Origin of the sequence: Asticcacaulis excentricus CB 48, assembly GCF_000175215.2 — a bacterium.
Lineage (GTDB): Bacteria > Pseudomonadota > Alphaproteobacteria > Caulobacterales > Caulobacteraceae > Asticcacaulis > Asticcacaulis excentricus.
The window spans coordinates 1-24,561 of record NC_014819.1; the positions used below are offsets into that span (position 1 = coordinate 1).

At 56.4% G+C, this 24,561-nt stretch carries 19 protein-coding genes and 2 pseudogenes; 7 read left to right on the forward strand and 14 right to left on the reverse strand.

Translation table 11 applies throughout. The annotated features are described in order from the left end of the window. Positions 1–654: 654 nt before the first annotated feature. A complete protein-coding gene (locus ASTEX_RS18395; protein ID WP_013481141.1) occupies positions 655–876 on the reverse strand; it encodes a hypothetical protein in 222 nt (73 codons plus the stop codon). A 15-nt stretch (positions 877–891) separates the two neighbouring features. Continuing rightward, positions 892–5,157 (reverse strand): RHS repeat domain-containing protein, encoded by a 4,266-nt coding sequence (locus tag ASTEX_RS19590; protein WP_013481142.1) that lies wholly within the window; start codon positions 5,155–5,157, stop codon positions 892–894. Positions 5,158–5,270: 113 nt separating this feature from the next. Here ASTEX_RS19590 and ASTEX_RS20030 point away from each other — a divergent pair, with 113 nt between their 5' ends. Continuing rightward, positions 5,271–5,747 (forward strand): RHS repeat domain-containing protein, encoded by a 477-nt coding sequence (locus ASTEX_RS20030; RefSeq protein ID WP_013481143.1) that lies wholly within the window; start codon positions 5,271–5,273, stop codon positions 5,745–5,747. A 29-nt stretch (positions 5,748–5,776) separates the two neighbouring features. Here the strand turns inward: ASTEX_RS20030 and ASTEX_RS18410 are convergent. Continuing rightward, positions 5,777–6,130, reverse strand: a pseudogene (locus tag ASTEX_RS18410) (IS5 family transposase); the annotation flags it as partial. Between ASTEX_RS18410 and ASTEX_RS18415 the strand changes: the two are divergent. The 6 genes and pseudogenes from ASTEX_RS18415 to ASTEX_RS20045 form a co-directional block, all read left to right on the forward strand. After that, positions 6,120–6,533 (forward strand): annotated as a pseudogene (locus ASTEX_RS18415) (integrase core domain-containing protein); the annotation flags it as partial. The pseudogenes ASTEX_RS18410 and ASTEX_RS18415 overlap by 11 nt on opposite strands. Before the next feature lie 678 nt (positions 6,534–7,211). Beyond that, the gene (locus ASTEX_RS19595) at positions 7,212–7,400 is read left to right on the forward strand and encodes a helix-turn-helix domain-containing protein (protein ID WP_049781791.1); all 189 of its coding nucleotides are present in this window, start codon (positions 7,212–7,214) and stop codon (positions 7,398–7,400) included. Positions 7,401–7,409: 9 nt separating this feature from the next. Continuing rightward, positions 7,410–8,213, forward strand: coding sequence for an IS30 family transposase (locus ASTEX_RS20040; RefSeq protein WP_083805656.1), 804 nt, complete (start codon positions 7,410–7,412; stop codon positions 8,211–8,213). Between the two features lie 541 nt (positions 8,214–8,754). Continuing rightward, a complete protein-coding gene (locus ASTEX_RS20980; RefSeq protein ID WP_013481146.1) occupies positions 8,755–9,660 on the forward strand; it encodes an RHS repeat domain-containing protein in 906 nt (301 codons plus the stop codon). A 10-nt stretch (positions 9,661–9,670) separates the two neighbouring features. Next, positions 9,671–14,323: an RHS repeat-associated core domain-containing protein gene (locus ASTEX_RS19605; protein ID WP_013481147.1), complete on the forward strand. Its 4,653-nt coding sequence runs from the start codon at positions 9,671–9,673 to the stop codon at positions 14,321–14,323. Next, positions 14,320–14,730: a hypothetical protein gene (locus ASTEX_RS20045; protein ID WP_013481148.1), complete on the forward strand. Its 411-nt coding sequence runs from the start codon at positions 14,320–14,322 to the stop codon at positions 14,728–14,730. Before ASTEX_RS19605 ends, ASTEX_RS20045 begins: the two co-directional genes overlap by 4 nt. Positions 14,731–15,269: 539 nt before the next feature. Here ASTEX_RS20045 and ASTEX_RS18445 read toward each other — a convergent pair. The 11 genes from ASTEX_RS18445 to ASTEX_RS18495 are packed head-to-tail and all read right to left on the reverse strand — an operon-like array spanning position 15,270 to position 24,542. Next, positions 15,270–16,442, reverse strand: coding sequence for a type II secretion system F family protein (locus ASTEX_RS18445; RefSeq protein WP_013481149.1), 1,173 nt, complete (start codon positions 16,440–16,442; stop codon positions 15,270–15,272). A 19-nt stretch (positions 16,443–16,461) separates the two neighbouring features. After that, positions 16,462–18,159, reverse strand: coding sequence for a GspE/PulE family protein (locus tag ASTEX_RS18450; RefSeq protein WP_013481150.1), 1,698 nt, complete (start codon positions 18,157–18,159; stop codon positions 16,462–16,464). Continuing rightward, positions 18,156–18,950, reverse strand: a complete 795-nt coding sequence (locus tag ASTEX_RS19610; RefSeq protein ID WP_013481151.1) for a prepilin peptidase — start codon at positions 18,948–18,950, stop codon at positions 18,156–18,158. Before ASTEX_RS19610 ends, ASTEX_RS18450 begins: the two co-directional genes overlap by 4 nt. Positions 18,951–18,967: 17 nt before the next feature. Then, positions 18,968–19,396, reverse strand: a complete 429-nt coding sequence (gene gspG, locus ASTEX_RS18460; RefSeq protein WP_013481152.1) for a type II secretion system major pseudopilin GspG — start codon at positions 19,394–19,396, stop codon at positions 18,968–18,970. Beyond that, positions 19,384–19,998, reverse strand: coding sequence for a hypothetical protein (locus ASTEX_RS18465; protein ID WP_013481153.1), 615 nt, complete (start codon positions 19,996–19,998; stop codon positions 19,384–19,386). Before ASTEX_RS18465 ends, gspG begins: the two co-directional genes overlap by 13 nt. 16 nt (positions 19,999–20,014) lie before the next feature. Continuing rightward, positions 20,015–21,895, reverse strand: a complete 1,881-nt coding sequence (gene gspD / locus ASTEX_RS18470; protein ID WP_013481154.1) for a type II secretion system secretin GspD — start codon at positions 21,893–21,895, stop codon at positions 20,015–20,017. Then, positions 21,895–22,353, reverse strand: coding sequence for a hypothetical protein (locus ASTEX_RS18475; RefSeq protein WP_013481155.1), 459 nt, complete (start codon positions 22,351–22,353; stop codon positions 21,895–21,897). The genes gspD and ASTEX_RS18475 overlap by 1 nt, the downstream gene beginning before the upstream one ends. Next, positions 22,344–22,862: a GspMb/PilO family protein gene (locus tag ASTEX_RS18480; RefSeq protein WP_013481156.1), complete on the reverse strand. Its 519-nt coding sequence runs from the start codon at positions 22,860–22,862 to the stop codon at positions 22,344–22,346. Before ASTEX_RS18480 ends, ASTEX_RS18475 begins: the two co-directional genes overlap by 10 nt. Next, positions 22,859–23,635, reverse strand: a complete 777-nt coding sequence (locus ASTEX_RS18485; RefSeq protein ID WP_013481157.1) for a hypothetical protein — start codon at positions 23,633–23,635, stop codon at positions 22,859–22,861. The genes ASTEX_RS18480 and ASTEX_RS18485 overlap by 4 nt, the downstream gene beginning before the upstream one ends. Beyond that, positions 23,632–24,186: a type IV pilus modification PilV family protein gene (locus ASTEX_RS18490; protein ID WP_013481158.1), complete on the reverse strand. Its 555-nt coding sequence runs from the start codon at positions 24,184–24,186 to the stop codon at positions 23,632–23,634. The genes ASTEX_RS18485 and ASTEX_RS18490 overlap by 4 nt, the downstream gene beginning before the upstream one ends. Further along, entirely contained in the window at positions 24,183–24,542 is a 360-nt protein-coding gene (locus ASTEX_RS18495; protein WP_013481159.1) for a hypothetical protein, read from the reverse strand. The genes ASTEX_RS18490 and ASTEX_RS18495 overlap by 4 nt, the downstream gene beginning before the upstream one ends. Between the last annotated feature and the right edge of the window lie 19 nt (positions 24,543–24,561).

Consider the following 24,561-nt stretch of genomic DNA (forward strand, 5'->3'; position numbering starts at 1 on the left):
TAATGTACTTCAATAAACGGTCAATTTTACTCATTTATATTGACTAGCATCCAACAGCCTGTGACATGTATTCGAAATCTGCGTCAGCACACATCCGATCATAGTGTTGGATAAGCCCCCCCTGCCCTAGAAGCGGCAAACTCATTGCGCAGATTTAAATGTCTACTGGTGCATGTCCGACCGTAAATCTGTGCCCCTTTGATGTTCAGAGGCCCTCATGGCTTCCGGCGTCTTTCGAGGCGTAAGGGCGTTTGGTCCCCGGGCGTAGCCATTTGTTGGACTGATAGTGGGCGATCTTGTCGCTTTTGTCCCCGCATCGGCGTCATGCAGGCGCAGCTCATCCGCGCCTATGCGGCAGAATTTGGAGTAACAGTCGCGACCGGAATAGCGAAGATAACGTCACTACTTGACCGGGTCCGGTCTGACGAATCCGTGCCGGACCTGGCGTGGGACCTCTTTTGACAAGGCGACGTTGCCCCTTGATCTTATCCAATCTTGAGTTCGCTCTGGTGGTTGGTTGAGCTGCTCCCCATTTCTTGGACACCCGAAACTAGAATTTCTGGGGGTTAGGGCTCATGGTGCAGCGAGCGGCAAGTCTATATAATTATTCATAATATTTTCGAAGCGGACTCTCAACACATCACTTCACACCGCTTATCGTTTATTATTCTTGCCTTCAATTTTCTCACCAAGCTTTTCAATAAACTTATAAAAATAATGGAAACCTACACAAGCGACCATGAAACCGACCCCGGTCAATACATTAAACCAGCTTGCTCTACCGTGGCCGAAAGTCATTTCATACAGATAACTGAGGGTGATTATAGTCGCCACGCCAAAGGAAATGGTGAGTGGTAAGTGAAAAAACCAGCGCACGTTTGTAGCCTTTCTTTACTGACAGCCTAAGGGAGGGGTAGCGGCCGCTACCTTCCGCGTCCATCCGCGGGCAATATACGCTCCGTATCCTCGAACAGGTCCGCCTGACCAACCTGCGTCGCCACCGAAAGTACCTAGCGGTCCGCTTTGTTCGAACTCGATTTCCGCTCCTAGGTTCCAGGCAACCCCGCCTTGCAGAGAGCTAGCTGTTTCGTCACTACTCCAAACTGCTTTTGGGCCTGAAGCCTGTTCCCAGTTAAAAAGCTCCATGAAGCTTGGTACATCTTTGGTTTTGCCCCCGGCGCCGACGTAGAGACCGCCACCTGCTAAGATCGTACCTGAGCCTTCTAAATATAACTGCGACCCCGTGAAATCAAGTCTAGACCAGGCTCCTCTTGGAACGGATATCCCGGGGCTGAACTCTCCACTAAGACCACCAACCAGCACCATGGCTGTAGCCGAAGGTCCGAAGGGCAAATCATAGTTATCATATGGCCCCGCAGGGCAACTTGGTAACGTGTTTGTTTGAAGGATAAAGGGTTCGGACGTCGAGACTCGTTTTTTCTTGCCCCACCCGAGCTGCCGCTTCAGCCACTTCCAAAAGTTCCAAGCGTCTTTAGCTGTATCATCATCACCATTGTCGCTCCCCTTCCCTTTTTTCGAGCCGCAAATAACGATGACCTCTGGAGTGCTCTCTTCACACAGTCCCGATGGATCTTTCCCATTCATCGGGTCATTGTGAACGTAGGCGTACCAGTTCATGCCATCGTCGTAGCCGATAGGATCAGTCTGCAGGAAGCGGCCGAGCGTTGGCGAGTACATGCGGGCTTTATAATAGTAGAGGCCGATTTCTGAGAGGTAAGCTTGGCCGGTGTAGCGGAAACGGCTGAACAATGAACCACTGGTCGTGTAGGGCACGCCGTACTCGTCATAGGCATAAGTTGAATTCACCGTGCCGTTGCTGTTCAGAACCGCCTGAATCGATCCCTGGTGATCGCTCATAAAATAGTATTTGGTTCCTGTGCCAGAGCCCTCGTACCAGACAACTGGTTCATCGATCCCAGGGCCATGAACATAACGCCGCAGCAGATTGTTCGATCCGTCGTATTCCGCTATCAAGTCAGTACCGTCATAGAGGAACTTGGTCGTCACACCGGCTTTCGTGATCGAGAGCAAACGATTGGCCGCGTCATACGTAAGAGTCGCACCGGTGGACGTGGACGTGAGCATGTTGCCGACAGTGTAGCCATAATTGACCGCGCCATCGGAGGTCATGTTGCCGCGGCCATCATGGGAGAAGCCTGTTCCGTTGACGTTGGATATTTGATTCAGGCCATTGATCGCATAGGTCAAGGTTTTGTCAGCAGTCGGGATGACTTGGAACAGGCTGTTGGTCTGAGTACGGGTCGCAATCTGGTTAGCCGTATTATAAGTAAAGCCCTGCGAGTTCACTGAAGCGTTGGTAAGGGTACTGAGATTTGCGCGGATATCGAAGGTGTAGGTCGTATGCTGGCCATTGCCGCGGTACAGGTGCGCGCGCCGGCCGTGGGCATCATAGTCCATCGTCGCTAGCGTCGCCGAGCCGTCTTCATAAATACCTGCAAGGGAGCCATCCGGATTGTACGTGTAGAGGACGTGCAGTCCGCCCGGATAAATCAGCTTGGAACGGCGGCCATAGGCGTCGTACTCGTATGAAACCGTTCCCAAAGGCTGGACGTTAGTTTCAAGGGCACCAAGGGAGTTGAAGGTAAATGTCTCGGTCACTCCATTGTTGGTGTGGCTCGTGACTTGGGCGAAGTTGTTATAGCTAAAGCTTTCGCTGACAGCACTATTGCGCGTAGAAAGACGCCCTACAGCGTCGTACGTCAGGCCTATCACTGGGGAAACACCACCAGTCGGACGAAGATTTATGCTGTCAACCCTGCCGGTCGAAGCATTGAAATTGACCTGCTGACAGTCGGCGACGCTGGCAGCGCCACTCGGCGTTACAGTAGGGTAGCAGGTCTTGTACATACGATTGAAGCTGTCGTAGCTGTAAGCGGTCCAGTTGCTCGTGGCGTCACGTTCAAAGGTCAGGTTACCATTGGCGCTGTCATACTGCTTAAAGCGATCGACGCGGGCCTGGCCCGTTCCTATTCCGCTCTCGGAGGTAAGAAGGGCACCAATGGCATTGTAGGTGTACCGCGAGATACGATCGTTACCGTCCGACCCAGCAGTACCAAGGACACAGGCGTCAGTGGAAGAGATGCTGCCGAAAACACCTGGATTCATGCGTTGAGCAACGCACTTTACGCGCAGGAGCGTGTCGTAATTGCGCTGCGCAACCTGTCTCAGAGTGCCGCCGCCATCATAGTGGTAAGCCAAGTTCGGCAGGCCAGTCGCGGTCTCGAAGTATGTATGGTCGCGCGCTAGCAGCGTCATGTTCGTGATGGCCGTCCAATCCGTGCCGGTCACGCTACCTGTGTTAACCTGACCCACCCGATTATCGTTATCAACGAAGTATCGGATGGCAGGACGCCCGAGGCTGCCAGCACCATCAGGATCCATGCCAATCTTTCCGACTAGCCGATTACGATGATCATAGAACGAATAGACGGCGTCAAAGGTACCGGGCTGGGGACCATCGGAGATAACGAGATTTCCCTTGTAATCATAAGTTTCAGTCGCTGTCTGAGACAGCGTACCATTGCCACGGCTCACCGTCTTCGTCATCGGCAGCGCGTTAATGGCTGTATAGGTAATGCTCGTCTTGGCTTCATCCACCGTGCCGACGCAGCCGTCGGCTACATCGCCCACCATACAGGATGAGGTTTCCGACAGGCGCCAGACCCCCGGCTGAGGGACATTCCCGCCGACATCATTCTTGATTGTGGGGAAGACCTGAGTGTAACTGTAACGGACTTCCGGGCGCACACTGTTCACAGCAGGCTTCTTCTCGCTCAGAATCCCGCCATGCGTCGGATCATAGGTAAAATCAGTCCGGACGCCAGTAGGGTCGATGACGTAGTTGGGCTTGTTACAAGTCTTGATATTAGAACAGCTAGGGTCGTAATTCGCCTGGGCTGTCAGCGGCGTTCCGCCGTTTTTCGGATAAATCGTAATCTTAAAGACGTTTCCGCGCGCGTCATACTCATAGAAGGTGTAGCCGCCAGTCAGCGTAGTTCCACTATAGGTCGCGTCAGGGTTAATGACGCGGATAATGCGTCCGTTCGTGTCGTAATCGTATTTCGTTGTTTGATTAAGCTCGTTCTTGTCAGAAATCACCTTGCCCTTGGTCAGGTCGGTGACAATGACCCGCGTACTGCCGTTCACATCCGTGACTGTCGTCGTCTGGAGAGAACCGCTTGTGGAGTAAGCGTAGTTCCAATAGGTCGAGCCAACCTGGACTTTGGTGACCTTGTCGCCAGTGCGGGAAATCGTTTTCTGGGCGCCACTTGGCAACGTTACCGTCGTGCTAGCCGCAAACGGGCTTGTGCTCGACACGCTGACAAGGGCGGCGCCGGTACCATCCGAATAGAGCCCCGCCCCGATCGCCAGGGTCGGCCAACTTGTACTGTTGGGTGGTGTGCAACTGTCGGCAAAGATCCCGCAGTAATCTATGCCGGTGTTTATGATGTAGACCTTGTTGATGACCAGCTCATAGTTTCCAACTGACGACTCATATTTGATCATCCAGCCCAACGAGCTGGTAACGGTCAGTGGAACGCGATACGTGTAGGTGGTTGGCGGAGAGGCAGGCGCAGTAAAGGTTTGCGTCTTGTAGTAAATGCCGATGACTTCGCCATCTGGCTTCTCGATCTTGAACAAGCTTCCCGCATTAGCGGCAAGACCGGATGGCGCTGTCATCGAACGGTCAAAGGTCGCGACAGTCCCGTCCTTCATGGTGTAGGCGCACGTCGCAGGCACGCATGTTAGAGTGTTTACGCCCCCCTCAATCGGTGAGTAGGTCGACCCATTCAGCTTGAACTTTTCACTGCTCGTACCGATCGTGACAGTCAAATAGCTGCCATTGGCATCCGAAGAACTGTTCAGGACCCCGGAGAAGTTGTCGAGATATTTCGGATCGAAACTCGTTCGCGATTCGCTAATGCCCGCCGTCGAGATCGAAGGGATCGGGAACTCAAACTTCCCGCTCATCAAATCGACGCCGTTACCGTCGATCGACGTCGTAACAGGGACTGAAAGCGCGGTGCTTTGGGCGAATGCGGCATGACCGCTCGCTAAGGCAAACACCGAAAGTGCAGACAATGCAAGCGCGCGGATGCTCGTGGAAATTGTCAATTTCCCCTCCCCCAGTTATAGTTATATTTATCACGCTATGGGCGAATTAATTGTTTGTCAATCGGCATTAATTTCGCTACGGTTGAGAAAAGAACGTCGATAAGGGGGGAAACGTGAAAAATCGTCACAAATATGCAACCATATTTGCCGCGACCGTTCAGCTTTTGGTGGTCAGCGCCGCTTCAGCTCAAACCTATACATACGACGATTTGGGGCGCCTGAAGATCGTCACATATTCAAACGGAGTAAAGACCGGTTACAGCTACGACCCGGCAGATAACCGCACCAAGTCCCAGACGGCGTTGAATGGCGTCCTGAATTTCGGCTCGCCGCCGGTCTGCACGAACTGGACGATCGCAGTCGGGAACGTACCTCCACCTCCGATGGGCACCAATAACGTCACCATTAGCCCACCGGCAAATAGTTTTGTCAGCCATTGTACCGATCCAGACGGTAATTCCATGACGCTGACCTCACCTACAAACTTGAGCTTCCCTATCTCCAGAGGGCAGACCATATATGTACCGTACACGGTATCGGACGGACAGGGCGGCACGGGCAGCGCCACGCTAACTATCACATTCCCTTAGGGACGCACTAGGGTGTGGTGACAATTTAACTATTTGAGCCAGAGCATTATGGCGGCCAGCTTTATGAATCCGAGGAAGTTCGCAGCCAGTTTGTCATAGCGTGTTGCGATGCGTCGCCATTGCTTCAGCTTTGCGAAGAAGCTTTCGACTCCCCAGCGCTGCTTGTAGGCGATACGGTCATATTCGTGCTGATATCTGCGGTGCCGTCGTGGTGGAATGACCGGTTCGCCGCCTTGTTCAAGGATCACGTCATGCAAGCTGTCTGCGTCATAAGCGCGATCGGCAAGGACGTATTGTGCTGGCAGGCCGCGGATCAGATCACAGGCGGGGGCCATATCATTTTGCTGGCCGGGGCCGAGATCAAAGCGCACCGGTAAGCCCAAGATGATTGTTAGCGACAATGGCACCGAGTTCACCAGCAACGCCATCTTGACCTGGGCTGATCGCAGCCAGGTCGAGTGGCATTACATCGCTCCCGGCAAGCCCAACCAGAACGCCTTCGTGGAAAGCTTCAACGGCCGGCTAAGAGATGAACTGCTCAATGAGACGCTATTCAGCTCCATGGCTCATGCCCGCGTCATTCTCCAGACCTGGCGCAACGACTACAATACAAATCGTCCGCACTCGCGGATCGGCTGGTTGACGCCCGTGGAGTACGCCAGAAAATTCACCCCGCGTCGTGATCAGGCGCTGCGCTCAATGCGCGGCTCCGCGCCTGCCACCGACGCTCGCCCCAACACCAATTTCGGCAAAACCAACCGCCGGAGCGAACTCAAACGTGGATAAAATCTGGGGGCAACGTCGCCAGCGGCTCTGCAACGCTGAGCAAGTCGGGCATGGTTGTAGAAGAGCACCCCGTCCTCCGCCCGTGATTCGAGTGGCTGCCATGGTGCCCCCGGCCGGATTTGCTCCTGCGTTCAATGCGGCGTTTAACGCACTGACTTCACAACACTGCCCGTGGAAGGGCTTCACTGACTGAGAGCGAGCGATATCATTTAGCGCCTGCGTCAATGTTGGGTTTGTCGCGCCGCCGCCTGCACCGGTGCTCAGGCCAGTAAACACTTGCCCTTCCCGAGTGACCAATGCACCAGCCGTCCCTGTCGTTGCACCTCCCGCTCTTGCCGCCTGGCCAGCTAATCGCGCCTCGGCGATAGCAAGTTCGGACGCAACCATTCTACTTCCGGCATTGCCGGTACTCAACGCTGAGGGAACGCCACTCAAGTTTCCGTTGAAAGCACCCTCAAGCGCACCACCAAATAGCTCTGCTCCCATCCCAATAGCTGTATCCACAGGGTATCGAGCCATTTCTCCGAAGCTTGGTTGACTCGTATCGACTGAACCTAAAGGCCAGATTGCGTCGGGGCTTGTCAGCGCTTGCCGCGTGGACTCCGCTGTATCCGGGTACATTAACTGAGGAAAAGTTTGCGTCCCTGAATGCCCTATGGGCATCTAGGGACAAGTGCTATGGGAACCTGCTACTCGCACATTGATTTCAAAGAACGCTTCAAGCTTTTCGATTTGGCAAAGGCCGGAATTTTGTCGATCGACGAAATCGCGCGCATGTTGGGCCGTCATCGCTCGACGATCTATCGCGAAATCAGTCGAAACTATCACAATGACGTCTATACAGAGTTCCGAGGCTGGTTTCCATAGACGGCGGATATGAAGGCGCGCAGACGTCGGCGTCGGACTGCCAGATTGAACCGACATAAGGCTCTGTGGGAATACGTGCTGAGCCGCCTCAGGATTGGGTGGTCCCCTGAACAGATTGCTGAGCGGTTGAAGCTAGAGATGCCGTCGTTTCCCATAATCTGCTGCGAAGCTATTTATCAGTTCATTTATTCGCGCTTTGGCCAGAGGCTTGGGCTTTACAAGACCTTGCATTGGCATCGGAAACGCCGGCGTAAGCGTGGTGGCCGCAAGCCGCGAGGATCTCATATCCCATTGTATTGCGACATAAATAATAGACCTGAAGATATCGCTAAGCGTGAAACTTTCGGCCATTGGGAAGGCGATTTGATCATTTTCAGGCGCGAGCATGGCAAACGCAATCTCACCAGCTTGGCAGAGCGTAAATCGCGCTTTCAGGTCCTTCTGAGCAACGCGGACCGTAAGTCAGCCGATGTCATAACGAAGATCATCGAACGCTTCGGCCCCCTCCCCGCACATGGCCGGGAGACCGTGACATTCGACCGCGGCACAGAATTCATGGCCTGGCGGATGCTGCATCAGAACATCGGAATCAAAAGCTATTTCTGCGACACAGGTTCGCCTTGGCAGAAAGGTTCTGTCGAAAATAGCAATGGCCGCTTGCGCCGACACCTACCGCTGGATACGGACCTCGCTCAGTTATCGGACGCCAAACTCCAAGCTATAACCGACGCCATGAATGCCAAACCACGCAATTGTCTTGGATTTCAAACGCCCCGGGAAGCTTTCGACCACCATTTGAGGCAACTCAATTGAAGTGCTATCATCAGCCAGAAAATGTCGCAGTTCAGATAGAACCCGCCGCCGTGGCCGTTGGCCGTTGGCCGTCAATGTGCCGCTCAAGATCGAGCTCAAACTGGCCATATGGGTTCACGTTAAGATAAATCAGCGGCGTCAGACCTGAAGATAGATTGCACCCCCATTGTGCAACCGTCAATGGCAACAGATTTGTTCGCTAAAAGTTCCTCGAATTGGCCAAAATCCCAGCAACGTTGTCATTGGGCCGATGAGTAGCGATCGGTCTGCGCGGGATGCCGGATAGATTAAGATCTATGCGGCTTGCCTCTGCGGGCGAGCACCCCTAGGTTTTCGGCACCTTCAATCTTCAATCCCGGTTGACTCAGTTGAACGAGCCTTTCTCGATAATCCGTACTTTAAAAAAACTGACAGACACGCGTACTTACGAGGCTGTCCGGCGTCACGTTTTAATGATCGCCATTACTAGTTGAATTTCTCCATTGCCAGAATCCAGATTGCGTGATTATTGTATACAATATCCGAAGTTGGGGAGGGTGATATGCTTCAATCGCGACGCACGGTCTTGACTGCCTGTATCTGTGCTTTGTCCGGGGCCATAGTGCTGACCCGCTCCAAAAGGGTTCTCGCGGCGGACATCACCTACAAGTATGACGACTTAGGGCGCGTGGTTCAGGTCAACTACCCAGACGGTACACAGACGGTGTACTCTTATGATCTGGCCGGCAATCGAACACAGGTGTCGAGATCAAATGTTAATGCCGCGACCTTAGTTCAGGTGACTTCCGCATCAAACCTGCGCGCCTTGGCCAACGCGGCTGGATATACAGGCGCAAGTAGCGCCAATTATCAGTTCGTAGTGGCTTCAGGAACGAGCGTGTTGGGCGCGGCCAATGGTGGCATTGCCATCGACACGGGGGCCTGGCCGGCTGGCGTCTCACTGGCTTTGGTCGTCAATGGCAATGTTTACGGCGGGGGCGGTAAAGGCGGGAATGGCAGTGCCTCCGTCGCCGGTGGCAACGGCGCTGCAGGTGGGGATGCTGTCTATTGCCAGTACCCGATAAGTATTACCGTCAATGCCGGAGGCTCGATCAAGGGCGGCGGTGGCGGTGGAGGTGGCGGCAGTTACAATACTGTTGCCGGGGGTAAAAAAGGCGGTGGCGGCGGTGGGGGCGGTTTTCCAAATGGTGGTGGCGGTTCCGGGGGCGTGGGCAACAAAGGGACTGGCGGCGTTGGTGCTGGGGGCACGACTAGCGGCGGTGGCGCGGGTGGCGCGAGCACCCCGGCCGGCAACGGCGGTTCCGGCGGAAATGCGGGCGCAGCGGGCAACCCGGGAAATGGCGAAGATTACACGAGCAGCGGAGGTGCTGCCGGATACGCTGTCCGTAAGAATGGCAACGCAGTAACGGTAAGCAATTCGGGCACCGTTACAGGTCCGGTGGGCTAGGGGGATGATTATGTGCAAAAATATTATCAAAAGCGCTGGCGCCATCCTTGGACTGATTGTGGCGACAAGTTTAGGCGGCGGCGCCTATGCGCAATCCAGCAGTCCAACGCCTGTCGCGCCTACAGTTACCTCCGTTGATCAGAACGACGTGGACCTGATCACTGGCAAATTGCGCATGCCAGCCATCACCGTCTCGGCGGGGAGCAATGGAAGTGGCATCGCCCGCTCTGGAACGTCATTCGGGTTCCCCGGTGAGGATAACTTCACCGGCGTAATGAACCAGGACGACTACAATTTGCGCGCGGTCAGCCTGGGCAACACGACAGAGAAATTTCAGGGGACATTCACGAACAACATTTGGTCCTACGTTCCCCTGGATGGCGCGACCAGTACGTTGAATTGCTCGTACAACCTCTGCAATTACACCTTGAAAGACGGCACAGTCGCTGTCTACGACATGAACCTTGCGTCTAACGTTGCCTATCCTGCGGACCTCGGAGCGCCAATCACGATAACGCGACCGGATGGTGAGGTCATCACCCTCACCTATAAAATGACGACGGTAAGTACGGTGAAGTACCGTCAGTTGGTTTCCGTGTCGAGTTCCCTAGGCTGGATGATCAAGTACAACCCGGCCGACGCCAATTCGAACAGAACGATACAGGTTATCAACACCGCCGTTGACTATTGCGATCCGGCGGCTGACACCTGCACCGCCCTTAGCCAAAGCTGGCCACAAGTTACGATCAGCCTTTTAGGGGCAGGCTGGGCTGTCAAGGATGCCAATAACAACCAGACGACCTACACCCTGACCGGCGGGGTGGGCTATACTGAAATAACCAACCCATCCGGATTAAAGCGAACGATCAGTTACTATTCGACCGGGGACTATAAAAACCGTGTCCACCAGGTCACTCAAGGCGGATCGACCTGGACCTATGCCTATAGCACCAGTGGAACCGTTCTCACGACCACGGTCACCAATCCGCAGGGCAACACGCGGGTGCTCCAATCGGATACCGGCAATCTGCATGTGCTTTCGGTGCAAGATGAAGCGGGCCGTGTCCTGTCCTACACCTACAGCCCGACGACAGGCTATGTCACACGGGTAACCAATCCGGATGGGAACACCGGCGGCGGCTATACCGATTATACCTACGACAGTCGCGGTAACGTCACCCAGATGACGGTTGTGCCGCAGTCCGGCTCGGGCCTGCCCAATATCGTCACGTCCGCAACCTACGAGACCGGCTGCGCCAACATCAAGACCTGTAATAAGCCATTGACGGTAACGGACGCGACAGGCGTCACCACCACCTACACATATGATGGCAACAGCGGCAGCGTTCTAACGGAAACCTCACCGACCGTAAACGGGGTCGCAACACAAATACGCTACTCTTATAGCCAGGTGACGCCGCAGATTAAGAACAGTGCGGGCGCACTGGTCGCAAGCACCCCAGTATGGCGGCTGACAAAAACCTCCACTTGCATGACCACGGCCAGTTGTGCCGATACGACCGATGAGGTCAAAACGGTTGTCAGTTATAACTCCCCGAATGTCTTCCCAACCACAACAACGACCAGCCGGGGTGACGGTTCATATGCGAACACGACGACCCTGACTTATGACGCCGTCGGCAACATCACCGTTTCTGACGGGCCGAAGCCCGGCACGGTCGATGCAACCTATTACTACTATGACAACCTGCGTCGGGTAGTGGGAATGATCGGGCCCGATCCCGATGGTTCAGGGCCACTGAACCGTCCTGCGGCACGCAAGACCTACGATGTTGATGGCCACTTGACTGTTGACGAGTCAGGGACCGTTACGACCGTCAGTTATGCCGCCCTCACCGGTTCCATGACGGTACAGGAAAAGGAAACGAACGAGTACAGTTCCACAACGGGCCTCGCCATGACCGCTCGCTACTACGACTCGGCGGGCTCCCTGAAGCGCGTAACGCAGCGATCGTATGACAGCCTGTTTCGTGTGGATTGCGTGGCTCAACGTCTGAACGAAGCCGCATTTACCTCTTTACCCGCCTCGGCCTGTACATTGGGAACGGCCGGCGCCGACGGCAATGATCGCATTTCTAAATACGCCTACGACGCCACGGGCGCCGTGACCAAGGTGACGAGCGCCTACGGCACATCCCTGGCATCGGACGATTTTGTAAAGGTGTATTTGCCCGCCAGCGGTCGTATCGAATCGATCTCCGACGCCAAGGGCAACAAAACGAGCTATTTCTATGATGGCCTGAACCGTCTCATCAAGACGTGCTTTCCGCAGGCAGGCAATGGTACTGTCAGTTCGACAACAGATTGCGAGCAGACAACTTACACTGGGGCAAGACCAACGTCCGTTACCTTGCGCGACGGACAAACCATCAATTTCGCCTATGACGCCATGGGGCGGGTCAACGGCAAATCCGGCGCCCTTACAGAGAGTTTCACTTACAATAATTTCGGTCAGTTGGTGTCGCACACTAATAATGGTGTGACATCGACCTCCGCCTACCTGTCGATGGGCTGGCTTGCCAGTGAGACCGGGCCCAAAGGGTCTGTATCTTATCAATACGACACCCATGGCAAGCGGACGCGTCTGACCTATCCCGATGGCTTCTATGTCACCTACGAATACAATGACGGCGACCAACTGGTCGCCATCAAGGAGAATGGCACGACAACCATCGCCTCCTTTACTGCGGACGATTACAGCCGCCGTCACGTTCTCAATCGCGGCAACGGCGTCACGACGACCTACGACTATGATAGCCAGTCTCGCCTGAATGGCCTGACAACGACCATTCCAGGCTCGCCCGCCGACAATATTGTTATGGGATACGCCTATTCGCCAGCGGACCAGATCAAGACCCGTAGCGTTGGAACAACTGGTTATTTGATGACTGGTATGTCGTCACAAACGACTGGCTACACGCCCAACGGCCTAAACCAGATCGCCACCGTCGCGGGCACCAATCTATCCTACGATGCACGTGGGAATATGACGTCGGATGGCGCCGTTACCTACAGCTACAATGTCAACAATTTGCTGACCGGTACCTCCACAGGGGCTAGCCTGGCATACGATTCCGAGAACCGCCTCTACACGATCAGCAAAGGCGGCGTGACGACCACATTTGTCTATGACGGCACGGATCTGATTGCCGAGTATAATGGTTCAACCCTGCTACGGCGCTATGTCCATGGCCCGGACAGCGATGAACCCTTGGTGTGGTACGAACCCAGCGAAACCGGCGTGTTGGCAAAGCGCTATTTTACTGCCGACAATCAAGGCAGCATCATTGGCATCACAGCTTCCAACGGCGCGAGTTGGGCGATCAATGCCTATGACGAATATGGCGTACCGCGCGCCGGAAACGCTGGCCGTTTCCAATACACGGGGCAGGTCTATCTGAGCGAAATCGGCCTCTACTATTACAAGGCGCGTCTGTACTCTCCGACGCTTGGCCGGTTCATGCAAACCGATCCGATTGGATACGGCGATGGCATGAACATCTATGCCTATGTCCAGAACGATCCGATCAACGGTTCTGATCCAACGGGTCTAACCGGCGCTACCGATTGCCATTCGGACTCCTGTCGGGGCAAGGCTCTGACAACCGATTGCCCGCTGGGCGATAAGGTCTGCGAACAAGCTGCAATGGCGGACGCATATAATGCCGTCCAGGAGGTGGTCGTCGTTGGAAAACGACGCAACGAGCGCCCGCTCCTTAAGTTTGCGGTTTCGATGCTTCCCGGGGGCGATCTGATCAACTGTGTTGCTTTTGGTTGCAACCGTCGCGAATGGGTAACGGCCGCCGTTTGGGGGGTGGTTGATCTCGCCGGAGGCGAGGCATTCAAAATTGGCGGCAAGATACTTATCAAGGTGGCACCAAAGGTCGCGGAGCTGACATTCACGACTTTCAAGGGAGTCGGGTATTTTACGAAGAAGTGTATGTGTCTGGTTGCAGACACCGAGGTAGCGACACCGACAGGCCTTGTGGCTATCCAGGACATTAAGGTTGGTGATCTGGTTCTGGCCTATAATGAAGCCAATGGCCAGGTCGTCGCGAAGCCCGTCTCAGCCCTGATCCGTCCGGCACCGCAAGCCACCTTCGAGGTTAAGCTCGAAGCCGCCGCCAATCAGGACCGTGAAGTCTTCCGCGCCAGTGCCGATCACCCCTGGCTCATGACCAATGGCCAATGGGTACATACTCAGGACCTAAAGGTCGGCCAGCACGTCAAGACCGCCACCGGTATCGACCTCGTCGTCACCGCTCTTAAGCCCACTGGCAAAAGCGAGCAGACCTACAACCTAACCGTCGATGACCTGCACACCTACCTCATCGGCAATGATCATGCCGTCGTGCATAACTCTGGAACATGCCGATTGCTGTGGAAACTTACCAAGGAGGGGGCCGAGAAAGTGGCAAATGGTCCATTTGGTAAGCTTTACAAAAGTGCTCCAGATAAGTTTGGTAATGTCTATTGGTGGTCAAAGGATATTGCGGGACATGGTGGATCAGCTTTCAAAGTATTTGAAGAAGGCTCGGATGGTCTACATTGGTATAAAGATGCCGACAAGTATGGAGATTTTATCGTAGGAAAGCACAAAGGGGACACTGGTTTATTCATTCCGTGGAGTCAGATACATTGATAGAATCAGCAGAAGAATTCATACGATTGAGATTTTCAGAAGTGCCAGAGGACTACCAAAGAAGTCATCTGGAACCGGCCTCGATAGAAGTCTGGAGGGAGCTTCTCACTAAAGATGCAGATGTGCGCTATTGGGTTGCGCACAATCGCACGGTTCCCATAGAAATATTAGAAATATTGTCTAATGACCCCGATGCAAAGGTGCGAGAGCGGGTCGCAGGAAAAGGGAAAATTGCTCGAACAATCTCCTTCCTCGAACACTTTTCAAAAGATAGTGAAGAGAAAATTCGGCGAAAAATTGCACTAAATAAGTTTACACCAGTCTACATCCTAGAAAATCTGGCAAAAGATGAGTGTGCATGGGTGAGCGACACCGCAAAACTCGAGTTAAAAAACCGAAATATTTAGGACGATCCGCGCCAGTGCCGCCCCCCCCCCCTGGCTCATGACCAATGGCCAATGGGTACACACTCAGGACCTGGAGGCCGGCCAGCACGTCAAGACCGCTACCGGTATTGATCTCATCGTCACCGCTCTCAAGCCCACCGGCAAGATCGAACAGACCTACAATCTCACCGTCGATGACCTGCACACCGACGTTGCCCCCAGGTTTTATCCACGTTTGAGTTCGCTCCGGCGGTTGGTTGAGCTGCTCCCCATTTCTTGGCCACCCGAAACTAGAATTTCCGGGGGTTATGAGGCTTCATGCCCCACGCGTTTGAGTTTACGCATGTAGGGTTTGAGGCACCGGTAAATGGCCTCAGGGTCTGTGGCTCAGAGAAATTGCAATCCAATTTTTCCATCATGCCGGGAATTTCACGCGCATGCGCCAAACTGTCCTGGAGTCGCACGCAATTCCGAAAAAGAGTGCGCTTAAATTTTTGCGTATAAGAAATGTCGTGAATCAAAAGGCGAATTGCCGTTCAAAGAGGGGAAGAAAAGCCTCACTAAGCCCCCGCCACGCTCCCTATCTGCGTGAGTGCCGTCAGAACGCCGCCCATCAGCGCACCGATCATCAGACCGAGACCAAGAATAAGCACCGGCCCCAGAATTTTGGACAGTTTGGATATCCGCGCTAAGGCCTCCGCCTCGCTACGCTCACCGGCACGAGCCAGCATGGGCCCCAGTTGACCGGAGGTTTCCCCAACCTCGCAGAGTTTGAGGATGGCTTTCGGGAATCCCGGCACCTGTCGCAGCGCCTCACTCAGCCGGCGGCCCTGTCGGACAGCCTGGACAACACCGTCTATCCGCTGTCGGGCAATCCCAGAGCCCATGCTTCGCTGGCTGAGGCGGATGGCTTCGGTAATCGCCGCCCCGCCCGAGAGCGTGTCACCTAAGCCCCGCGCAAAGCCACCATAGACGAGCCCCCGTACGATGGGCCCCATCGGCCCATCCAGCCACCACTGATCAGCAATATGTCTTAGCCCACCGTAGCGGTAGGCAAGGATGGTGCCAAGGCAGAGGAGAATCAGGGCTATAGACAGATACCCCCAGCCCCATTGCAAGGCTTGGCTCATCCATACGATTATCTGGAAATACACCGGCACGGATTGTCCGGTCTCATCAAGAAGTGGCGCAATAGCCGGCACCACAACAAGCAGAATGACGGTAAGAGCGGCCACCGCGGTGACAAAAACAAAGGCCGGATAACTCAGCGCTTCAATCAGTTGCTGCCGGATGAGGCGCCGGGCCGCTAATACCTTTGCGGCGGCCTCCAGCCCCGAAGGCAAATCCCCCCGCGCCTCACCCGCCGCGATCAAAGCGCCCAGATGCGCCTGTCCTGCCGGGAACAAAGGGGTCAGGGCCGCTTCAATCGTCGATCCGCTCAAAATCTTACCCGCCGCAGCCTTCAGCCCCTTGCCTTCATCATCCAGAATTCCCAGAGCCGTGCGGATATCCGCCCCTGTACGCAAAAGCACGCTGAGATTGGTCAGCAGCGCCTCAAGGTCTGCGGGTTTGTTACGAAAGACGGAGAGAAACGCGCCACCTGCCAATGGCTTGGTTGCGGCGTAGGGTGTGAGTTTGAGGGGCTGAAGTTGCTGAGCCCGCAATCTGGCAAACGCATCGGCTTCGTCACGGGCGTCGATTATACCCTTTTCGACACGCCCGGAGAGGCTCATAGCCCTATAACGATAGCGGCTAGTCATCCGTCACCGTCAACACATCTTCAAGCGTCGTTTCGCCCTGGCAGATCAGATCAAATCCCTCGTCCGTCATGGTGCGCAGGCCGAGCGTCCGCCCGTAGGTTTTCAGGACATCGAGACTGGCCCCCTCACCTACACGGGCGAGGAAGAGATCATCGGCCCAGAGGCCTTCGGCCAGCACCAGACGCCCGCTATAGCCCTGTCCCCGACAACGCGGGCACCCGACCGGCCGGAATACTCGCACCGGGGCTTGCCGCCCCAGACGCTCCGCATAGGCAGCGAGGGCCTCAGACGGTTTATCTTCCGTTTTACAGGCCCCGCACAGTCGGCGCACCAGCCGTTGCGCCATTACGCCTTTGAGCGAGGCGGCAAGCTGATAGGGCTCGACCCCCATATCGTTCAAACGCGGGGCGACGGCCAATGCCGTATTTGCATGCACGGAAGCGAGCACGAGGTGCCCCGTCATGGCGGCCTGAACTGCCACGGCCGCGGTTTCCGCGTCACGGATTTCACCTACGAGGATGACATCCGGATCGTGGCGGAGGAACGCCCGCAAGCAAGCGGCGAAGGTCAGACCGATCTGACTCTGGACCTGGGTTTGCGAGACATGTTCAAAATGCCTCTCGACGGGGTCTTCGACGCTGAGGATTTTCTTTCCCGAGCCCTTGAAGGCGGCCAGAAGGGCGTACAGCGTCGTCGTCTTGCCCGACCCCGTTGGACCGGTGACCAGAAACAGGCCATGCGGTGTTCGGACGGCGCGTTCAAGGAGCGCCGTGACAGTTTTTGGTAGGGCCAGTGACGCAATATCCTGAGGCGCCTGCGCCCGGTCCAAAAGACGCAAGACAGCGGATTCGCCAAACACGGTAGGCGCGGTCGCAACCCGCACATCAACCGCGCGGCCGGCATTGACGAAGGAGGCCCGTCCGTCCTGAGGGAGCCTACGCTCGCCGACATTCAGGTTCGAAAGCACCTTGATGCGCGAGACGACGGGCGCAGAAAGGTCGCTGGAGGCGGTCATCAGGTCAATCAGATGGCCATCGACACGCAGGCGTATCAAAAGGTCGTGCCTTCGGGGCTCAAAATGAATATCTGACGCGCCACGATCCACAGCGGCAGCAAAGGCCGTATTGACCAGTTCTACAGCCTGCCCTTCGACGCTGGCGTCTTCTACCAGTGCCAGATCGCGTTCGATGCGACGTTCATCGAACTCCGGTGGCGGTCCCTCGGCCCGCACATCAAAAGCGGTTCGCCAATCCATCACCCGTGCGATCAGAAAGCGCAGTTCCCTTCCGGTGGCAAACCCCAATCCCGCGCGCATCTCTGCGTCAAACGGGTCACAGACCGCACAGACGAGGACATCCTCCTCAAGACGCAAGGGCACGGCCCTGACCTTGCGCAGAAACTCCGGCCCCAGTCCGAGTGTTTCGGGCTCTATCTCGGAGGGTTCATTTTGTGCGTCCCAGACCCGGTACCCCGTGACTGCCGAATAGGCCTCGGCGAGATCATCGTCCGACAACTGACCGAGTTGGTTGAGTACAAGCTCGACAGGCTGAGAGGAGCGTCTCGCCACAGCTTCCGCTCTCGATATCGCCTCAACGCTTAAACGTCCCGACACCAGAAGATGATCGAGGACATCATCACGCTGAAAGGTCGCAAAGGCCTCCGTTTCAGAGATGCCCCAGGTCTCATTCATTGTACGCCTCCCAAGGTTTCAAGCGCCAGCCCATGCAGGATTGGGGCCTCAATAACGACCCCGACGACAAAGGCACCCGCGGCAATGAAGGGCCCGAAGGGTATGCGACCCCGTCGGCGCGTGAGGACGATGAATACTAAGGCACCCAGACTGGCCAGAGTGAAGGCATAGGCTACCGAAGAGCCGAGCCAAAGCGCCAGAGCCGACATCAGCTTGATATCCCCCTCACCCAAAGCCGCAACGCCGGATCGCTTTTGCAGAATAAACTGTAGCGCCTTGAGAACGATAAAGACGCCGGCTGCCCACAACAGGGAGGTCAACCCCTCGCCCCGCACAACCGACAAGAGACCGGAGAAGACGAGAACCATAAAAACCAACGGATTTGGCAGCCGAAAGGTCTGGATATCGATAAGGCTGAGCGCGAGTAACGCAAATCCCAAAAGCCCGACCGCAAGCGCCTGCGGCAGCGGTAGGAGGGATGCACTTAAACCGAGTACACCGGCGCCCGCGAACTCACCCCAAAAGTGGATCGGATCAATCTGAGCCCTGCACGTCCGGCAGCGTCCACCTTGAATTAGCAACGACACCATGGGGATCGTTTCGCTCCACCGAAGCGGCGTGCGACAGTGGTCGCAGACAGAACGCCCAAGGTGATTAGCCTCACCGCGCGTTGAGCGAACGGCTGTATTCGTCACAAAGGAGCCGATAACGAGGCCCACTACGGCACCAAGCGCCGCAAGACATGGCGCCGGGATATCGGGCAGGACTTGGCTTGGCGTGAGAGCGCTCATTGTAGGTCCGCCCTTCGTCAACGAACCGTGCCGATGATATCCTGATCGACGCCCTTACCACCCTCTTTTCCATCGGCCCCAAGGGACGTGACCGTCGCAACGCCGTCGGCGTTCAACGCGTACACGAGCGGACGCCCCCATGGGTCATTGAGAGATTTCTTGTCCTTCAGATACGGCCCAAGCCATGCTCCTTCTGCTGGCGCTGAGACCAGCGCCGTCAAACCCTCAGACGACGACGGATATTGCCCCATGTCCTCGCGGTAGTTTTCCAGGGCGGCCGTCGTCGTATCGATCTGGAGCGCGGCCGTCTTGGCGCGAGAACGAGACAACTGGCCGAGCAGCGAAGGTGTCAGGACCGCCGCAATCAGGGAGATAATGAGAATGACCACCAGCATTTCAGTCAGCGTATAGCCGGCCTCGGCCTCCATATCTCTTACAGAACGCATGACGGCATCTCCCTTAAGGTGTAGGTGTCATTGAGTATGACCGCAAAGGGCCTGACCGGGTCACCGGTAAACCGGATGAGTTGCTCACGGACCTCTTGACCCAAAACCGCCCGCAGGCGCCAGACCTGACCATCCTTGGCAGCATTCGCAAAGCCGCTAACGCGACTGGGTCGATCCTTGTCTGTCGGGCCGAAGCCGAAAGGAGACGCCAGTTGCCGGAAGCAGTCATTGACCGGCCATCTAAACCGCGGCTCCGTTCGGCCGTCCTTTACGGTCTTGAGGTCATTCGTCGTCACCGACTTAGTGCGATGCGCCAGCGTCACCGCAGAGACTTCAGACACTTTATCGATCGGCCACTTATAGGCTTCGTTCTCGGCGACCACCTGAACCGCACGTCCGCTCAGCGTGTAATCACGAGACAACACATACTCACCCTCTGAGGTCGTCACCTCCGCCGCAGCACGGGTAAGGGCTTCATCCATGGCGATATCCAGTTCGACCTGAACCAGTTCGCGTTCAGCCCGCTTGCGATCCTGCTGCGCGAGAGCGAGTATCGCGACACAGATGACACTCAAGGCCGCGCACAGAATAAGCGCTGTCATGGCGGCGTACCCTCCTTCACTGGACCGGTGCAAGGCGACGCCCCGCCAGATCACGAATATCCGCCCCAAAATCCTCCCACTGCCGATTAAAGGCTGCCGGATCCCGGAGAATTGTCACCTGAATGAGCACAATCAGTTCGGTCCGGTCTTTATTACGCGCCCTTTGCTTGAAGAGGTTGCCGAGGCCCGGAATGTCCTTCAGCAGCGGCGCTCCCCCCTCGCTATCGCTTTCCGACGAACTGATCAGGCCGCCCAGAGCCACAACGGTGCCTTCGGGGATGATGAGGCTACTCTCTAACTTGCGCTGCTTGATGGTCGGCGAGTCGATGCCAGAGGTCTGGGTCCGAGCGACCGAGCTGACCTCTTGCGTGACATCCATAGCCACCCGGTTATCGTTCAGAACCCGCGGGGTCACCTTCAGCGTAACGCCCGTATCCCGGTAGTCAATGGTCGAAACGATAGGGGCATTGCCGCCATTGGTCGATTGGGAGTTCTGTTTGACGATCGGCACCTGATCACCGATCTGAAGCGAGGCGGTTGCGTTTTCACGCGCCGTCATCTTGGGGGCGGAGACAATGCGGACCTTGGACTTGGAACTGAGGGCGTTGAGCGCCGCCTTGATATCGCTTCTCAGATAGTTGACAGAAAATCCGGGTGCCTGCGGGGCAAGGCTCGTGGAGTCGGTCGTGTAGTTCGAGAGACTGAGCGCGCCATTGATCGTTTGCCAGTCCACCCCAAAACTGAACTCGTTGTTCAGCGTCACTTCGACAATGGACGCTTCGATCGTCACCTGAGCCGGCTCGCGATCCACTTCGTTGAGCACGCTCTGGATGCGGACACGTTCGGCTTCCGGGGCGCTGACAATCACCGTATTGGTCTCCTTGTCCGCGACGATACGAATATTGCTGTCCGTATTCGTGTTCGTTGCCTCTGACGCGGTGGCGGTCGTCGCACTCTCTCCTGCCGGTGTTTCCCGGCTGGTCGAGGTTTCGCGGCTGGCCACGCTGCTGAGACCCAGAAGCTGATTAAGCGTGCGAGCCAGAGCTTCGGCCGATACCCCTCTCGGGCGATAGACCAGAAAACTCAGAGCCTGGTCGGTCGAGGGCACATCAAGACGGGTCACCCAGCCACTCAGTTCATCGAGCACCTCTTTCGAGCGCGAGAACGCAAACACGCCGTTGAGCCGCTTCATAGGCGCGATCGTTACGGAACCCGTCCCTGAGGCCTTGAGCATCTTCTCCAGATCGCCCGCCACTGTGGTCGCACTGGCATTGCGTAGCGAAAAGAATCGGATGCGGGCCTCCGACAAGGTACTCTGATCAAAGAGTCTGATCGAGGACATCGCGCTTTCGATCTCATCTGCCGTGCCGCCCAGAAGAATGAGCGACAACTTGTCCGAACTGAACAGGACAAGCTTCTCGCGCGACAGGCTTTCCAGCACTTTGGCGACTTCGGAGGCGGCCGCATACTGTATCGGGACCGCCCGGACCTGATATCCTACACGGCTCAGACGGCTCGACCCATCATTAATGGCCGCGCCCACAGAGGCGTTGGCGATGGGCCTGACCACCAGTGTTTCGCCTTCGCGGACAATAGCCATGTCATAGGCATTGAGTGCCCCTTCGAAGGCCGCAAGGAGCTGAGGCTTCGTCAGGCGCTGGTCTATCCGGAAGTTCATCTTGCCCGAGACGCCCGGATCAACGCGGTAACTGACACCGAGGCCGTTGCCGAGAATTTCCTCAGCGACCTGCGCAATATCGGCATCCTTGAAGTTATAGCTAAAAGCCGCAGGCCGGGGTTGCGCGGTATTTTGCGCCATGACCGGTGAGACGATCATCCCCGATGTCATTGTCAGACAGACGGCAAGGCCTGTCGCTTTCATCCACGTCAATTGCATTATCCTGCCCCGCCCACTGCGGGCTCATTGATACTGATCGTGCGCGCACCCACAGGGGTGTCAAAGCGCACGGCATTTGACCCGACCTCGATCAGAACCAGTTCATCCTGAGTTTCACCGATACCCATCCAAACAGCGGGCTGACCATCCACCGAAACGAGGGCGGCTCTACGACCGGGCGATATAGAAATTCCGATCAGTTTGACCGCCTTCTCCTTGTAGGCATTGGCGCCCGTTGACATAACAAAGATGGGCTGCTGAGCGAGCAGGGTGACGTCCGAAAGGGCGGCACCGACGGCAACGGGCCCCGCCTTTGGCAAGGCTTTAAGCTGCGACTGAATAAGGTCAAGGCGTGCATTTACAGGTTGGGTCGGATCGGCCACGAACACCGCGACCCCGCCAAGGCTCGCGGCAATAGCGGTCCCCAATGCCATCTTTTCCCAATCAATTACCGGCAAAAGACACGCCCCTTCAGATCGAGTTCAACCGCGTCAGTTTTATTGCGCACCGAGACTGAGTCCAGAAACAGTGTCGGACGGAACTTCGAAAGCCCATTGAGCCCATTGACCATCGCCTCGTATTGTCCGCTGGCTTTGATCGAAACCGCATAAGCCTGAAGAGGTGAGCGGGTATCCGTCGCTTGCGGCGGGGCGATATCGAGAGCCGTCACCTCTAAGCCACTGCCGCCCAGAGCCAGACCCAGTTGGTCCTTATAACCTGCAAAGAGCTTACCGCCACAGACACTCCCCGCCGGAAAGGCCTGAACGTCTCCCGGTGCCCGTGCAGAGGCCTGAAGCGATTTAAGCTGCGCCTCCATGGCCGCCAGCTTCCCTTCGGTTTCGCTGGGAACGCTAAGTGCATAAAGGCCCGCAGAGACGACCAGCATACCCGCGGCCGCCAGTCCGGCTGGCCAGAGGTCGCTCAGTGACGTGGTATGGCGTTTGGGTTTTGAGGTGAGGCTGATCACGGGACACGCTCCGTCGATGCGGGCGTGGTCGCACGAGGCTGGCTATAGACCCAAAGCGAGACACCCCGCCGCACGGGCTTTGGTGCCTTTTGCAGATCCACAGAGCCCGCCTTCAAAGGCACGGTCTCGCCCCGCACCTCCAGTGCCCAGTCTCCACGGTCCCAGTGAAACGCCTCAATCCGGGCAGAGGGGTCACGCGAGATCGTCACGGTGCGCAGAGCATTCACCGCGCCCTGAACATCGCGGCCCTGAAGGTCAAGTTCAGAAAGCGCCTGTGCATTCTGGCGGGTCTTGACCAGCCCTGCATTCAGTTTCGTCATTCGCTCAATCTGCGGCTGGAGTTGCGCAAGCCGGTCCTCGACCTCAGCGCGACGTTTCAGGACAAGCCCTATCTGGAGCACCAGCGACAATATGACGACGACGATGGCGCCTAAAAGCCATACCCGCTGGCGCAACTGAGCCGCCTGTGCCGTCTTCGAGGCAATCTCCACCTTTACCGGCTGGCCCTGCACATCGACCGTAAACGAAAGGCCCTGAGGCGGAACACTGCCTTTCAGATAAACCGCCGCAAAGCGACCCGACTCTCTCGGCCGCCAGGGCTTCAGGCGCTTCACCACAATCGTTAGACCGCCGCCGCTCATCCCCGCCATGGGCGAGGTATGACGCGCGTCGAGCTGAGCGGCTTTCTCCTGATCCCACGGGAAGGCCGGCGGCGTCGTAATCACGCGCGTAAACGGCTTGATCTCACCCGGTTGTGCATTGAGCGCGTTCAAGGCCCCTCCCCCGCGGACTGCGATGCTTGCGCTTCCCCACCTTGCGGTCTGCGGCACGCCCGGGAGATCATGTCAAACTGACAGTCTGCGGGATGATCCACCTTGAGCTCGATCGCAGCGGCTACCCTGCCCTCTTTGTCGAGTACAATCAAGGCGTTTAATCGCTCTTTGGTGGCATATCCTGAGGTTTCTTCCGAAGTGACAGACAGGGGCCATTGCGGTGTTTCCTGACCCGCCACCACATAGCGAAACTGATACCCTTTCGGAGGCTTTATCTCACACGGCTTCTGGGCACTGGGCAGGCAGGTTAGCCCCTGCGGCGTCGCTGAAAACTGGTCGGCATAGAGGGGTTCTAGGGCGTTTAGCTCCGTCTGCAGACGTTGCACACCGTCCCGGCGCGCCTTAGCCACGACGACCTGTTCGACTGTCCGTTTTTGGTCTTTGGCTGAAAGTCTTGCCAGTTGCAGAACGCCCGCGAGAGACAGGCTGATAACCAGCAGGGCAATAACTGCCTCGGTCAGCGTAAAACCGTCGTCATTGCCCGACTTCATGGTACAGTCCCCTCGCAGGGACGCAGACCACTCAGGCGATAGCTGCGTTTGAACCGAACATGCTTTAGCGCCAGGGTCACCCGACACGCGCTAAAGGCACCGACAGGCTCTTTGGAAATGTCCGCCTGATAACGAAACCCTGCCACGTCTCCGCTCTGGGTGCCGGGTGTCTTGGGAACCGTCGCCATCAGATAGGAAAACGCAACGGCGGCGGCACGATCCGTCTCGGCTCTCTGACGATAGCTGCGCGACAGGCCAAGAGCGGTCAGAACAACGGCCGCCATCAGGGCGATAATCATCACGCCCGTCACCGCGTCGATCATGATAAACCCGTCGTCGTGTGATCTCTTCGGCAATAGCCTACCCCCCCTAAGT